A 12,997-nucleotide genomic window follows, 5' to 3' on the forward strand; every position below is an offset into this window, starting at 1 on the left:
TCGCGACATGACGTACGGCCCTCGCTATTGTCGGCGGGGGCCGCACGTGTTCGTGGGGCCGGTCACAACCAAAGGAGCTTGAGTCATGGGTCGTTTTGACGGACGCGTCGCAGTCATCACGGGTGCAGCGCGAGGGATCGGTTTCGGAGTCGCCACGCGCTTCGCCGAGGAGGGCGCCTCGGTCGCGATCATCGACCTCGACGAGGCCGCCGCCGTTGAGGCCGCCGCCAAGCTCCCGCTGGCGGAGGGTGCCAAGTCGGTCGGCATCGGCGCCAACGTCGCCGTGCCTGCGGACACCGAGGCCGCGGTCGCGCGCGTCGTCGAGGAGCTCGGCGGCCTGCACATCCTGATGAACAACGCCGGCATCACCCGCGACAACCTGCTCTTCAAGATGACCGAGGACGACTGGGACCTGGTCATGAACGTCCACCTCAAGGGCCACTTCCTGATGTCGAAGGCGGCGCAGGCGGTCTTCGTGAAGCAGAAGTACGGCAAGATCATCAACGTCTCCTCCACCTCGGCCCTCGGCAACCGCGGCCAGGCCAACTACTCGGCGGCGAAGATGGGCGTGCAGGGCTTCACCCGCACCCTCGCCATCGAGCTGGGCCCCTACGGCGTCAACGTGAACGCGATCGCGCCGGGCTTCATCGCCACCGAGATGACCGACCAGACCGCGGCCCGTCTCGGGCTCGACGTCGACGAGTTCCGCAAGCTCTCGGCCGAGGCCAACCCGGTCAAGCGCGTCGGCGAGCCCGCCGACATCGCTGCCGCCGCGGCCTTCCTGGCCAGCGACGAGGCCTCCTACATCACCGGCCAGACCCTCTACGTCGACGGCGGGGCGACGGTCGCCTGATCTAGGGAACCCCGGGCGCGGCCTGGTTGGGGGCAGCGATTACCGTCTGACACTCGTCTTGGTACCTGAGCCGATGCAGATGGAGATTGATGATGCGTACGTCCCGCCCGGGGGTCCTCCTGCGAGCTGCGGCAACGCTGGCCGCCGCGGGGCTGGTCCTGACCGGCTGTGGCTCCACGGAGGAGCCCAAGGAGACGAAGCCGTCGCCGTCCGCGCCGGCTGAGCCCGACCACGAGCCGCTGACCGGCGTCGAGCTCCCCGAGGGGCAGACCGCCGCACGCAAGCACCCCGCCTACATCGTCAAGATCGACAACACCTCGGCCAGCGACCCGCAGTACGGTGTCGCCAAGGCGGACCTGGTCGTCCAGGAGCTCGTCGAGGGTGGCGTGACGCGGTTGGCCGTCGCGTACTACTCCCAGCTTCCGAAGGAGGCCGGTCCGGTCCGTTCGATGCGAGCGACCGACGCCGGGATCGCCGCCCCGATCGGCGCGAAGATCATGACCAGCGGCGCTGCCCCCTACACGTTCGCGCAGCTGAAGAAGCACGACATCTCGTGGATCGACATGTCCACCCCCTACGTCGTACGCGACACCAGCAAGCCCCACGACTACCTGCACAGCGTGGTCGGCAAGGTCGCCAAGGTCGCCAAGGCCGCGGAGAAGAAGGGCAAGGCCAAGCGTCCCGGCGACTTCATGCCCTGGGGTGACGCGACCACCGAGCTGGCCGGCGGCAAGCCCGCCAAGGCCGTCGACGTGAAGTTCTCCGCGGCGCGCACGGACAACTGGCTCTTCAGGGGCGGCAAGTACCACCTGCAGAACAACTACATGGCCAAGAGCGGCCAGTTCCTCGCCGACACCGTCGTCGTCGCCCAGACCAAGACCACCATCGCCCCCTACAAGGACCCGGGCGGCGCGATCGTGCCGGTCTCCCACTTCACCGGCAGGGGCAAGGCATGGATCCTGCGCGCCGGCCAGATCGTCGAGGCGACCTGGGTGAAGAAGGGCGAGAAGGGCGCGGTCACCTTCACCGACGCGAAGGGTGCGGCGATCGAGATCCCGCCGGGCAAGGTCTGGCTCGACCTCATCCCGAAGGGCAACGGCCAGGTCGAGCCCGGTGGTGTGCGCGTCAGGTAGGACGCCGACACGTGCGCGTCAGCGCATGTCCTCGACCTTGACGCCCTGCTTGGCCAGGGTCTGGACCCCGGTCAGCAGGTAGGTCACGGCCAGCTCGATGCGCTCGGCCGCGTCCTCGGGGTTGCTGGCCTCGGTGACGGACTCGCCGGCGGCCGACATCGCCCCGAAGAAGAGCCGGGCGAAGGTGGCGACCATCTCGTCGTCGACGGTCCGGTCGCCGGCCCGCAGGACGGCGGCGACGATGTCCTCGACGACGGTGAACGTGGAGCGCTCCTCCTGCTCGCGGTAGCGCTGGTAGCCGAGGACCGCAGGCCCCTCCTGCACGACGATGCGGCGGTAGGTGGGCTGCTGGACGGCCTCCAGGAACGTACGCAGCCCTGCGCGGGCCTGCTCCCAGGGGTCCTTCGTCTCGCGCATGGCGGCGTCGATGCTCTGGGCGGTCGCGGCCTCGACCTTCTCGAAGACGACCTCGTAGAGCGCCTGCTTGCCGCTGAAGTGGTGGTAGAGCGCGCCCTTGGTGACCTCGGCGCCGGCGACGATGGCGTCCAGCGACGTGCTGGCGTAGCCGTGCTCGGTGAAGAGTCGCTCGGCGACCTCGACGAGGGTCTTCTTCGTCGAGGCGGAGAACTGCTGCCTCCGCGACATCCCCGGCACCGACGAAAGCGGGGGGACCTTGGGGACGAGCTTGCTCACGGACGACTTTGCCACCTGTCCACTCTAACGGCCGTGTCGGGAATCACCGTCCGAGGTATTGGCCATACCGACGGTATGTCCAATACTATGGGTACGTACTCACGGTATGTGAGTCACTACCTTCCGCAAGGAGCCGACACATGAGCTGGACCAGCCATCACAGGCGCGGGGAGATCCTCCGCGGCGTGGTTGCCGCCATCGACGAGCGTCGAGACGGCCTGCTGCCCATGGATCTTCCCGGCGTCACCGAAACCTTCACCGACGAGCTCGACCTGCTCGCCGCCCTGCAGCTGCGCTGGCACACCCGCCTGTCCGGCCGCATCGAGACCGAGCTCGCCAACCAGCCGATGGATCTGGAGGACGCCGTCGTCCGGGCCTGGCACGGCGCTGCCGACGATCTGCCCGGCGTTCGCGAGGTCCTCGACCGCTACCACGCGCTTCCCGTCGACGACGCGATGGCCACCGCGCTGGCCAAGTCGCAGGCCAAGGAGCACCTGACCCTCGCGGTCATGGCCGGTCGCGGCGCGTTCGCCGACGCCGAGTGCGTCCGCCTCGGCTCGATGATCGAGGCGCGTGCCCGGGCCGAGTACGAGCCGGCCACCCAGGTCGTCGAGCGCGGGCCCTTCGCCGGCCTTGTCGACATGTTCCGGGCGGTGCGCTCGGCAGCCGCTTGAGGCTTGTCCTGAGCTTGTCGAAGGGCTGCGTACTGCCCTCTGACCAAGGCCCCGGGCGCCGGCGCGTCCCTCCCGCGGATCTCCCTCCGCAACTCCCTAAGTGCCGGCCCCGGGGCCTTTCCTCTCTCGTTCCGATCGGCGTGCTTTGTTGGTTTCTTGTTGCGGCTGACGTGACCGGGATGGTGCGATCATGGCGTCATGACGGAGCAGAAGGACGTACGCGCCGGGCGGCTGCTGGTAGCCACCCCGGAGCTTCGCGACCCCAACTTCGTCGACACCGTCGTGCTGCTGATCGAGGTCAACGACGACGGTGCGCTGGGCGTGGTGCTCAACCGGCCCTCGCCGGTTCCGGTCGCCGAGGTGCTCCATCCGTGGGCGACGTCGGTCGCCGTTCCCGACGTCCTCTTCCAGGGCGGCCCGGTGAGCAAGGATGCAGCGATCGCGGTCGCGCTCCTGGTCGACTCCGACGACCCGCCCCTGGGCTTCCGGCCGGTGGTCGGGCGCCTCGGGCTGCTCGACCTCGACACCCCTGTGGAGCTGGTCGACGGCACGCTGTCACGGCTGCGCATCTACGCCGGGTACGCCGGCTGGGGCGCCGCTCAGCTCCAGGACGAGGTGGAGGAGGGGTCCTGGTACGTCGTCGACGGCGAGCCCTACGACTCGTTCCTCGACGACGTCAGCTCGATGTGGGCCGCGGTGCTCCGGCGCCAGCCCGGGGAGCTGGCTTTCCACGCCACGCGCCCGCCGGATCCGGAACTCAATTAGCGGGCTAGTAAGGTTGGGGTCATGGGCATCCTGGGATTCGGCACGAAAGAAGCCGTCAAGGAACGGGAGGACATCCGCGAGCAGGACGTCCCCACCGAGGAGGGTGACCACGACCGCTACTCCCACTACGTGGAGAAGGACAAGCTGACCGAGGCGATGGTCATGGGCACTCCCGTGGTCGCGCTGTGCGGCAAGGTGTGGGTGCCGAGCCGCGACGGGTCCAAGTTCCCGGTCTGCCCCGACTGCAAGGAGATCTTCGAGGGGATGCCGCCAGGCGGTGGCGAGGGCGACGACGAGTGAGTCGCGCCGACCTTCCTGGCGCACTCACACCGGCGTGGCCCAACAAGGCCGCGTGGGGCACTGCGACCAAGCTCCGTGCTTGGCAGCAGGAGGCGCTGAACGCCTACCTCACCGACCATCCCCGTGACTTCCTCGCCGTGGCGACGCCCGGCGCCGGCAAGACGACCTTCGCGCTGACCGTCGCAGCCGAGCTCCTCGGCCGCCGCCTGGTCGACCGGGTCACCATCGTCGCGCCTACCGAGCACCTCAAGGTGCAGTGGGCCGAGGCGGCCGCGCGGGCGGGCATCCCGATCGACCCGACCTACTCGGCCGGGCAGGGCAAGACCTCGGCCGACTACGTCGGGATCGCGGTGACGTACGCGGGTGTCGCGGTCAACCCGCTCGCGATGCGGATCCGCACCGAGCGCTTCAAGACGCTGGTGATCCTCGACGAGGTCCACCACGCGGGCGACGCGCTGTCGTGGGGCGACGGGGTCCGGGAGGCCTTCGAGCCGGCCGCTCGCCGGCTGGCGCTGACCGGGACGCCGTTCCGCTCCGACACGAACCCGATCCCGTTCGTCACCTACGCACCCGGCGAGGACGGCATCCCGCGCTCGGCGGCCGACTACACCTACGGCTATGCGGAGGCGCTGCGTGACCACGTCGTCCGGCCGGTGCTGTTCATGGCCTACTCGGGACAGATGCAGTGGCGCACCCGGGCCGGCGACGAGATCGCCGCCCACCTCGGCGAGCCGCTGACCAAGGACCTGACCTCGCAGGCGCTGCGGACCGCGCTCGACCCGGCCGGATCCTGGATCCCGTCGGTGCTCGCGGCCGCCGACAAGCGGCTGACCGAGGTGCGGCGCCATGTGCCGGACGCGGGCGGGCTCGTGATTGCGACCGACCAGGACTCGGCGCGCTCCTACGCCAAGACGATCAAGTCGATCACGGGGGAGTCGGCCACGGTCGTCCTCTCCGACGAGAAGGCCGGCTCGAAGAAGATCGCCAAGTTCGCCGAGTCCGACGACCGCTGGATGGTCGCGGTCCGGATGGTCTCCGAGGGCGTCGACGTGCCCCGGCTCGCGGTCGGGGTCTACGCGACCACGACCTCGACGCCGCTGTTCTTCGCCCAGGCGGTGGGGCGCTTCGTCCGTGCTCGTACGCGTGGCGAGACCGCCTCGGTCTTCCTGCCGTCGGTGCCCAACCTGCTCGGCTTCGCCTCCGAGCTCGAGCTGCAGCGCGACCACGTACTAGGTCGGACGGTCACCGGTGAAGACGATTTGTTCGCCGCGGAGGACGCGCTGATGGCCGCGGCCAACGCCGAGGAGGGTGCCTCGGAGGAGGAGCTCGGAGCCTGGGAGGCCATGGGTTCGGAGGCGCGCTTCGACCGGGTGCTCTTCGACGGCGGCGAGTTCGGTCACTCAGGGGAGGTGCACGTCGGCTCGGAGGAGGAGATGGACTTCCTCGGCATCCCGGGGCTGCTCGACGCCGACCAGATGAAGACCCTGCTCCAGCAGCGGCAGAGCGACCGGGCCCGCAAGCAGAGGTCCGCCGCGGCACCGGTCGCGGCCGACGAGCCCGTCGCCGCGGTCGCCGCCCACGAGCAGCTCGCGGTGCTCCGCCGCGAGCTCAACGGCCTGGTCGCCGCCTGGCACCACCGCACCAAGGCGCCCCACGGCGTCACCCACAACCGGCTCCGCAAGGAGTGTGGCGGTCCGCCCGCTGCGGTCGCCAACGCCGACCAGCTGAGGGCGCGCATCGACACCCTGCGCGAGTGGGCGGCCCGAGGCTCGGCGTGAGACCACGGGTCGGGATCGCGGGGATCAGTCTGGAGGCGTCGACGTTCTCGCCGGCGCTGACCACGACCGGGATGCTGGCCCCCAAGCGCGGACAGGAGATCCTGGACGCACGGCCGTTCTGGGCCGCCGGTGGCTCCCTGGCCGAGGCTGCCGACTGGGTGCCGGTGATGCAGGCCCGCGGGATCCCCGGAGGGGCGATCCCACTCTCCGACTACCTCGCGATGAAGACCGAGATCGTCTCCGGCCTGACCGCGGCCCACACGGAGCGGCCGCTCGACGGGATCGTGCTCGACCTGCACGGGGCCGCCTCCGCGGTGGGCCTCGACGACCTCGAGGGCGATCTCGCGGTCGCGGTCCGGGAGGCGGTCGGGGGTGACGTACTGATCTCGACGGGGATGGACCTGCACGGCAACGTCTCGCCGCGCTTCGCCGAGGCGCTCGACCTGCTCACCTGCTACCGGACGGCGCCGCACGAGGACTGGCTGGAGACGAAGGAACGGGCCGTACGCAACCTGCTGGACCGGCTCGCGCTGCCGGTCGGGGCGCGCAAGCCGGCCAAGGCATGGGCGATGGTGCCGGTGCTGCTGCCGGGGGAGAAGACCTCGACGCGGCTCGAGCCGGCCGCCTCGCTCTACCGGCGGGTGGCGGAGGTCGCCGGCCTCGACGGCGTGGTCGACGCCGCCTACTGGGTCGGCTATCCCTGGGCGGACGAGCCGCGCAACCATGCGGTCGTGATGGTGACCGGCGACTCCGCCGAGGTGTGCCTGCGCGAGTGCGCGGCGCTCGCCGAGGAGATCTGGGAGCGCCACGAGGAGTTCGAGTTCGTCGCGCCCACCGCCCCGCTCGAGGAGGCGCTCCGGCTCGCGGCCGCCAGCCCCGTCACCCCGTACGTCATCTCCGACTCCGGCGACAACCCGACCGCCGGCGGGGCCGGTGACGTCACCTGGTCCCTCGCGCGTCTGCTCGAGGACGAGGGACTGAGGCGGAGCGGGAAGCGACTCGTCTACGCCTCGATCCCGGACGCCGAGGGCGCCGAGGCGATCGCGCGGGCCGGGGTCGGGGCGCGCGTCGACGTCGAGGTCGGCGCCCGGGTCGACTCCCGGCTGGAGGGTCCGGTGCGGCTGGTGGGGGAGGTGCTCGCGGTCGTCGAGACGACCGAGGGCTACGCCGACACCGCGCCGGGCAACCTGGAGACGGTTGTGCGGGTCGGCGGCGTCGACGTGGTCGTCACCCGGGCGCGGCGGCCCTACCACCTGGAGTCGGACTTCACCACGCTCGGGATCTCGCCACGCGAGGTGGACGTGCTGGTGGTGAAGATCGGCTACCTCGAGCCCGAGCTCTTCGAGATCGCCGCCGACTGGGTGCTCGCGCTGACGCCCGGAGGGGTCGATCAGGACCTGCTCCGCCTCGGCCACCGGCGGATCCAGCGGCCGATGTATCCGTTCGACACCGGCTTCGCCTTCACTCCGGCGGCCGTGCTGGTCCCGGCCTCGGGGGCGGCACGATGACCGCGCTCGAGATCGCGGTGACCTCGGTGGAAGGAGCGCTCACCGCGCGCTCGGCCGGGGCCACCCGGGTCGAGCTCTGCTCGGCCCTCGAGATCGGCGGTGTCACCCCCTCGCAGGGGCTGGTCGAGGCCGTCCTCGACGAGGTCGGTGGCGTCGACGCCGATGACGGCTGGCAGGGCGTCCACGTGCTCGTCCGGCCACGGCCAGGAGGCTTCGGCTACTCCGTGGCGGAGCGCCAGCTCCTGGAGCGAGAGGCCGAGATGATCCTCGACGCCGGGGCCGACGGCATCGTGATCGGCGCGCTCACTCCGCACGGGGAGCCCGACGTGGAGCTGGTCCGGGCGCTGGCCGATGCTGCCGCTGCGTACGAGGCGACGGTGACGTTCCACCGGGCCATCGACCTCTGCCCCGACCCGGTCGCGGCGATCCGGGCGCTGGACGGTGTGGTCGATCGGGTGCTCACCTCGGGAGGCGCCCCCGCCGCGGCCGCGGGTGCGGCGACGATCGCCGAGATGGTCGCGGTCGGAGCGCCGGACGTGCTGGCCGGCGGAGGGGTGACGGTCGACGCGATCGGTACGCTCGCGGCGCTCGGCGTCGAGGGCGTACATCTGTCCGCGAAGCGACGGGTCGTCGCCGCCGGCCGGGTGGCCCTGGGCGTCGCCGACGACGGCGGTCACTGGGTGACCGACCCCGCCGTGGTTGCCGCCGCGGTCGCGGCCCTCGCCTAGGCGGTCGGGGAGTCGCCCTCGACCAGGTCACGCAGCACGGCGACGGCGGCCTCGAGGTCAGCCTCGGTGCGGTTGCACGATTCCAGCCGCTCCGCGATGAGGTGGGAGATGCGCTCACGCACCTCGGCCAGGTCGGCGCGACCGGCGTCGGTCAGCGTCACCAGGCTCGCCCGCGCATCGGCGGGGTTGGGCTCCTTGCTGACCAGACCGGTCTCGACCAGCTGGGCGATCTGGGCAGACATGGTCGGCTGCGAGCAGCCGTCGGCGCGGGCCAGATCGGTGATCCCGAGCGGCCCTATCGCGTCCAGGATCGTGAGCACCCGGACGCTCGCCGGAAGGTCAAGGGCGCGGCGGACGAGGCGCATGAGACGCGCCGCGTTGACGACCAGGTCGCTGGAGAGGTCCAGGGTCTTCGAAGGCATCGATCGGAATCCAGTGTTGGGGGGTTGCGGCGCGTTGAACGGGTGGAGACTATCTGAGAATGACTACGGAACGGCACACCTGGATCGCGTTCCTGCGCGCCATCAACCTCGGTGCGACCCGGAAGTTCCCCAAGCAGGCGATCGCCGCCGCTGTGGTGAGGGCCGGCGGAACGAACGTCGAGACCTACATCAACACCGGCAACGTACGCTTCGACCACCCGGTCGGCGACCGGGCCGAGATGGAGGCGATCCTGGAGGAGGCCTTCGCGGCCGACCGCTTCTTCGAGGTGCCGACGATCTGCATCACGCCTGCCGAGCTCAAGGTGATCGCCAACGACGCCGCGGCGGTCGGGGAGGGCCACGAGGGCAGGCAGTTCGTGTTCCTGTGCAAGGACCACAGCGACCCCAGCTCCAGGGAGGCCCTGGTCGCCAGGGCCGGAGAGGGCGAGCGGGTCTACGTCATCGGCCGGGCCGTGCACCTGCTCACCGAGAGCTTCCAGCAGACGAAGATCACCAACGCCGTCGTCGAGCGTCACATCTCCACCAGCACCAACCGCAACCTCAACGTGATCCGCACCCTCGCCGACAAGTGGGCCTGAGCCTCGAGCCACCCTTCGCCGTGGATGGCCGATTCGTCATCCGGCTGCCGGTAGCGGACGAGCCTGATGGTCGGGAGTCCTCGGTGGACGCCATCCCAGACGATGCGCGGCGCCCACCGCGGCGATCTGCGAGGTGACCTCGAGCTTGCTCAGGATGGACTTGACCTGGGTGCGGACCGTGGCGGGCGAGACGTAGTTGAGCGCGGCGATCTCGGACACGGTGAGTCCGTTCATGATGTGCTCCAGGACCTCTGACTCCCGGGCAGAGAGGCGCTCGAAGCGCTCGCGGAGTCCCGCGAGCGCGGCATCGCGGCGCACGGCGTGTGCGATGAGCTCTTCGCGTTCGTGTACGTCGAGCACGCGCAGCCCCTCCGCGAGGCGCCGCACGATGGAGATGAGATCGTTGAGCGGCCGAGACTTCGGCACCACCGCCCGAGCACCCCGACGCAGCGCCTGTCCCCAACAGGCAGGGTCGGTGGTCGACGTCAGGACGATCACGTCGATCCCCGCGCGCGTCAGCGGCGCGACCGTCGCCAGCCACGGATCACCTGCGTCCAGGGTCGAGCCCAGGATCACGATGCCCGCACGAGAGCGCACGATATGCGCGGTGAGCGCCGACGCGCTCCCGTGATCCGAGGACGCGGGCAGGAGGCGAGCGTCGAAGCGATGCATCGACAGAGCCAGCTCGAGGGCTTCGCCGAGCACCGGATGCGGTTCGACGATGGCTACGCGGTTGCCGACCGAGGTCCGTCGGGGCCGGGAGCTCGCTGTGATCGTCATGGCTCGAGGCCGGGTCCTGTCCGGGATGTCGGTCGCGGGGGTGGTTGCCATGGACACCATCCTGATGTCGCCGAGCCCCGGCGTGACCGTACGCAAGGCCCGACTTATGGGACCAAAGGCCCGACCTGATCCCCTACTGCACCTCGATGCGATCGAGATAGGTGCGGCGTACGTTGCCGTCGACTCGGGTGAGCGCGGCGGATCAGGCGCATCATCCGCTCGGGAACGAGCGGAGCGCCGTTGGCGGCGAGGCCGATGCCGCGGGCGGCGCCGGTGATGACGACGAGAGCGCCATCGAGGTCGATGTCGGGATAGCGCGTCATGCGGGGACCTCCGTGGTCTCGTCGATCTCGATCTCGAAGTCGGCGGGTTCGAAGCGGCTGATCCGGCGGACCAGCTCGCCGGTGGACCACGGCCAGGAGAAGCTGTTGCGGCCGTTGGCGTCGATGAAGTAGCTGTGGCACGACGCGCCGCTGTAGGCCGTGCCGGCGAGGGCGGCCTGCACCTCCTCGACGTACGCCGCCTGGGCCTGTGGGCTCACCTCGAGCCGGGTCCAGCCCTGTGAGCGGGCGGTCGTGATGGCGTCGGTGATCATCGCCACCTGCGACTCGGCGACGGCGAAGGCCGAGCCGTGGCCGGTGCCGAGGCTCGGGCCGAGCACCACGAACGCGTTGGGGAAGCCGGCGACCGAGGTGCCCTGGTAGGCCTCGGGGGAGCCGGCCCAGTGCTCGGCGAGCGTCCGGCCGTCTGCTCCGCGGATCAGGTCGGCGACGGGCATGTCGAGGATGTGGAAGCCGGTGCCGAGGATGATCGCGTCGACGTCAGCCGTGCTGCCGTCGGAGCCGACCACGCTCGTGCCGTCGACCCGCTCGACGCCGGTCGCGTGCACCTCGACGTTCGGCTTCGTCAGCGACTGGAGGTAGTTGTTGGAGAAGAGGATCCGCTTGCAGCCGAGCAGGTAGTCGGGCGTCAGCTTGGCGCGCAGCTCCTGGTCGCGGACGGCGGCGCGCAGGTAGGCCTGGCCGATCCGCTGGAGCCCGTGCATCAGCGGCTTGGGGTGGTGGAAGGCGAGGCCGACGGTCTCCATCGCGGCGTACTCGATCGCGCCGAGCGCCTTCTCGAAGAAGGGCGCGTGGCGCTTGACCCACTTCTCCGCGTCCGGCACGGGATGGTCGACCTTGGGGAGCACCCAGTGCGCGGTGCGCTGGAAGAGGTGCAGCGCGTCGACCTGCTTCTGGATCTGGGGTACGAACTGGACGGCGGACGCACCGGTGCCGATCACGGCGACCCGCCTGCCGTCGAGGTCGAAGGCGTGGTTCCACCGGGCCGAGTGCCAGACCTCGCCGGGGAAGTCGGCCAGGCCGGGCAGATCCGGGATCTTCGGCTCGTTCCACGGGCCGGCGGCGGCAACGATGAAGCGCGCGCCGATCCCGCCGTCGCTTGTGTGGAGCAGCCACGTCGCGGTCTCGGCGTCCCAGGACGCGCCGAGGACCTCGACACCGAACCGGGTGATCTCCTCGAGGCCACGGTCGCGGGCGACGCCGTCGATGTAGGCGAGGATCTCCGGCTGGTTGCCGTAGACCCGTGACCAGTCGCTGTTGGGCGCGAAGGAGAACGAGTAGAGGTTCGACGGTACGTCGCAGGCGCATCCCGGATAGGTGTTGGCCCGCCAGGTGCCACCGTAGGTGTCGGCCTTCTCCAGGATGACAACGTCCTCGACGCCTGCCTCGCGCAGCTTGATCGCGGCGGCGATGCCGGAGATGCCGGCGCCGATGACGACGACCTCGTGATGCGTGTTCATGCGGTTGCTCCTTCGAGGGCGGCCGCGACGCGGCCCGGGACGTGACGGCGGGCCGCGGCGAGGGTGGCCTCGCGTCGGCCGAGGTCCATGAAGTTGGGGCCCATGGCGGCGAGCTCCTCGGGACCGGGCTCGACCCGGATCACCCGCATCCCGGCCGCCCGGAGCCGTGCGACCTCACGGTCGAGCACGGCGGTCATCTGGGAGCGCAGCATGCGCTCGATCCGGTCGAGTCCACGGGCGCGGGCGCCGCCCGCGCTGGTCATCGGAGCGACCACGACGACCTCGTCGACCGCCTGGCCGAGGAGGAGGTCGGCCGAGACGGAGGAGACGGCGCCGCCGTCGACGTAGCGACGGCCCGCGATCTCGACCGGTGGGAACCAGCCGGGGATCGCCCAGGAGGCGGCGACCGCCGCACCCAGGGTGGCCGCAGGGGCACCGTCGGAGCCGAACGCCACCCGCTCGCCGGTGGCCGTGTCCGCCGCGACCAGCCAGGTCGCGGGGTGCGCCACCCAGCCGTCGGAGTCGGCCAGCGCGTTGCCGTACGTCCTCAGCCAGCCGGCGTCGCCGCGACCGCGGGGGAGCAGCCCGGCCAGCGCGCTGTAGGGCGAGCGGCGGTGGACACCGGGGCGGACCAGGCCGAGCGCGGGCAGCGCGGGAGCCGGCACCGGTGGCACCTTGCCGGGGTGGGCGGCGACGTGGGCCGCCAGGACGGGGTCGGCACCCGGTGTCCCGTCGAGGGCGTCGAGCAGGTCCTGCGGCGAACGGCCGGAGCCGAGGGCCGCGACGACCTCCGAGCCCGCGGAGGTGCCGATGAGGACGGCGGCCGTGCGGGCGTCCCAGTCGAGGGCCTCCTCGAGCGCACGGAGGGCGACGGCCGTCCAGGCGAACCCGAGGGTGCCGCCGCAGCCGATGGCGAGGGCGCGTCGATGCGTCATGATTCGGATACTAACGGTATTTGAATAC

The 12,997-nt window shown here is 70.8% G+C and carries 14 protein-coding genes; 9 read left to right on the forward strand and 5 right to left on the reverse strand.

The features are described 5' to 3' along the window. Positions 1-85 precede the first annotated feature (85 nt). Positions 86-853 carry an SDR family NAD(P)-dependent oxidoreductase gene (locus ACIA03_RS12340; RefSeq protein ID WP_396982703.1) on the forward strand — a complete coding sequence of 256 codons (768 nt, stop codon included), beginning with the start codon at positions 86-88 and terminating at the stop codon, positions 851-853. 92 nt (positions 854-945) lie between these two features. Then, a complete protein-coding gene (locus ACIA03_RS12345; protein WP_396982705.1) occupies positions 946-1,986 on the forward strand; it encodes a DUF3048 domain-containing protein in 1,041 nt (346 codons plus the stop codon). Between the two features lie 18 nt (positions 1,987-2,004). Here ACIA03_RS12345 and ACIA03_RS12350 read toward each other — a convergent pair whose 3' ends face one another. Continuing rightward, positions 2,005-2,694: a TetR/AcrR family transcriptional regulator gene (locus ACIA03_RS12350; protein WP_396982707.1), complete on the reverse strand. Its 690-nt coding sequence runs from the start codon at positions 2,692-2,694 to the stop codon at positions 2,005-2,007. A 125-nt stretch (positions 2,695-2,819) separates the two neighbouring features. Between ACIA03_RS12350 and ACIA03_RS12355 the strand changes: the two genes are divergently transcribed. The 6 genes from ACIA03_RS12355 to ACIA03_RS12380 all read left to right on the forward strand — a co-directional run bounded on the left by ACIA03_RS12355 (position 2,820) and on the right by ACIA03_RS12380 (position 8,432). Continuing rightward, the gene (locus tag ACIA03_RS12355; RefSeq protein ID WP_396982709.1) at positions 2,820-3,353 is read left to right on the forward strand and encodes a hypothetical protein; all 534 of its coding nucleotides are present in this window, start codon (positions 2,820-2,822) and stop codon (positions 3,351-3,353) included. Positions 3,354-3,551: 198 nt separating this feature from the next. Next, positions 3,552-4,118 carry a YqgE/AlgH family protein gene (locus ACIA03_RS12360; protein WP_396982711.1) on the forward strand — a complete coding sequence of 189 codons (567 nt, stop codon included), beginning with the start codon at positions 3,552-3,554 and terminating at the stop codon, positions 4,116-4,118. A gap of 21 nt (positions 4,119-4,139) precedes the next feature. Continuing rightward, positions 4,140-4,418 (forward strand): DUF3039 domain-containing protein, encoded by a 279-nt coding sequence (locus ACIA03_RS12365; protein WP_091049166.1) that lies wholly within the window; start codon positions 4,140-4,142, stop codon positions 4,416-4,418. Then, positions 4,415-6,196: a DEAD/DEAH box helicase gene (locus ACIA03_RS12370; RefSeq protein ID WP_396982714.1), complete on the forward strand. Its 1,782-nt coding sequence runs from the start codon at positions 4,415-4,417 to the stop codon at positions 6,194-6,196. The genes ACIA03_RS12365 and ACIA03_RS12370 overlap by 4 nt, the downstream gene beginning before the upstream one ends. Beyond that, on the forward strand, positions 6,193-7,704 hold the full coding sequence (locus ACIA03_RS12375; RefSeq protein WP_396982716.1) for a M81 family metallopeptidase: 1,512 nt from the start codon (positions 6,193-6,195) through the stop codon (positions 7,702-7,704). Before ACIA03_RS12370 ends, ACIA03_RS12375 begins: the two co-directional genes overlap by 4 nt. Beyond that, positions 7,701-8,432 (forward strand): copper homeostasis protein CutC, encoded by a 732-nt coding sequence (locus tag ACIA03_RS12380; RefSeq protein WP_396982718.1) that lies wholly within the window; start codon positions 7,701-7,703, stop codon positions 8,430-8,432. The genes ACIA03_RS12375 and ACIA03_RS12380 overlap by 4 nt, the downstream gene beginning before the upstream one ends. Here the strand turns inward: ACIA03_RS12380 and ACIA03_RS12385 are convergent. Beyond that, positions 8,429-8,854 carry a MarR family winged helix-turn-helix transcriptional regulator gene (locus ACIA03_RS12385; RefSeq protein WP_396982721.1) on the reverse strand — a complete coding sequence of 142 codons (426 nt, stop codon included), beginning with the start codon at positions 8,852-8,854 and terminating at the stop codon, positions 8,429-8,431. The genes ACIA03_RS12380 and ACIA03_RS12385 overlap by 4 nt on opposite strands. A gap of 59 nt (positions 8,855-8,913) precedes the next feature. Between ACIA03_RS12385 and ACIA03_RS12390 the strand changes: the two genes are divergently transcribed. Then, entirely contained in the window at positions 8,914-9,453 is a 540-nt protein-coding gene (locus ACIA03_RS12390) for a DUF1697 domain-containing protein (RefSeq protein WP_396982723.1), read from the forward strand. 36 nt (positions 9,454-9,489) lie between these two features. Here the strand turns inward: ACIA03_RS12390 and ACIA03_RS12395 are convergent, their stop codons facing one another. The 3 genes from ACIA03_RS12395 to ACIA03_RS12405 form a co-directional block, all read right to left on the reverse strand. Continuing rightward, positions 9,490-10,284, reverse strand: coding sequence for a LuxR C-terminal-related transcriptional regulator (locus tag ACIA03_RS12395; RefSeq protein ID WP_396982725.1), 795 nt, complete (start codon positions 10,282-10,284; stop codon positions 9,490-9,492). Between the two features lie 268 nt (positions 10,285-10,552). Next, positions 10,553-12,034, reverse strand: a complete 1,482-nt coding sequence (locus ACIA03_RS12400) for a flavin-containing monooxygenase (protein WP_396982727.1) — start codon at positions 12,032-12,034, stop codon at positions 10,553-10,555. After that, entirely contained in the window at positions 12,031-12,969 is a 939-nt protein-coding gene (locus tag ACIA03_RS12405; RefSeq protein ID WP_396982729.1) for a patatin-like phospholipase family protein, read from the reverse strand. The genes ACIA03_RS12400 and ACIA03_RS12405 overlap by 4 nt, the downstream gene beginning before the upstream one ends. Positions 12,970-12,997 lie beyond the last annotated feature (28 nt).

Origin of the sequence: Nocardioides sp. NPDC051685, from assembly GCF_044453405.1 — a bacterium.
In the GTDB taxonomy this organism is placed as follows: Bacteria; Actinomycetota; Actinomycetes; order Propionibacteriales; family Nocardioidaceae; genus Nocardioides.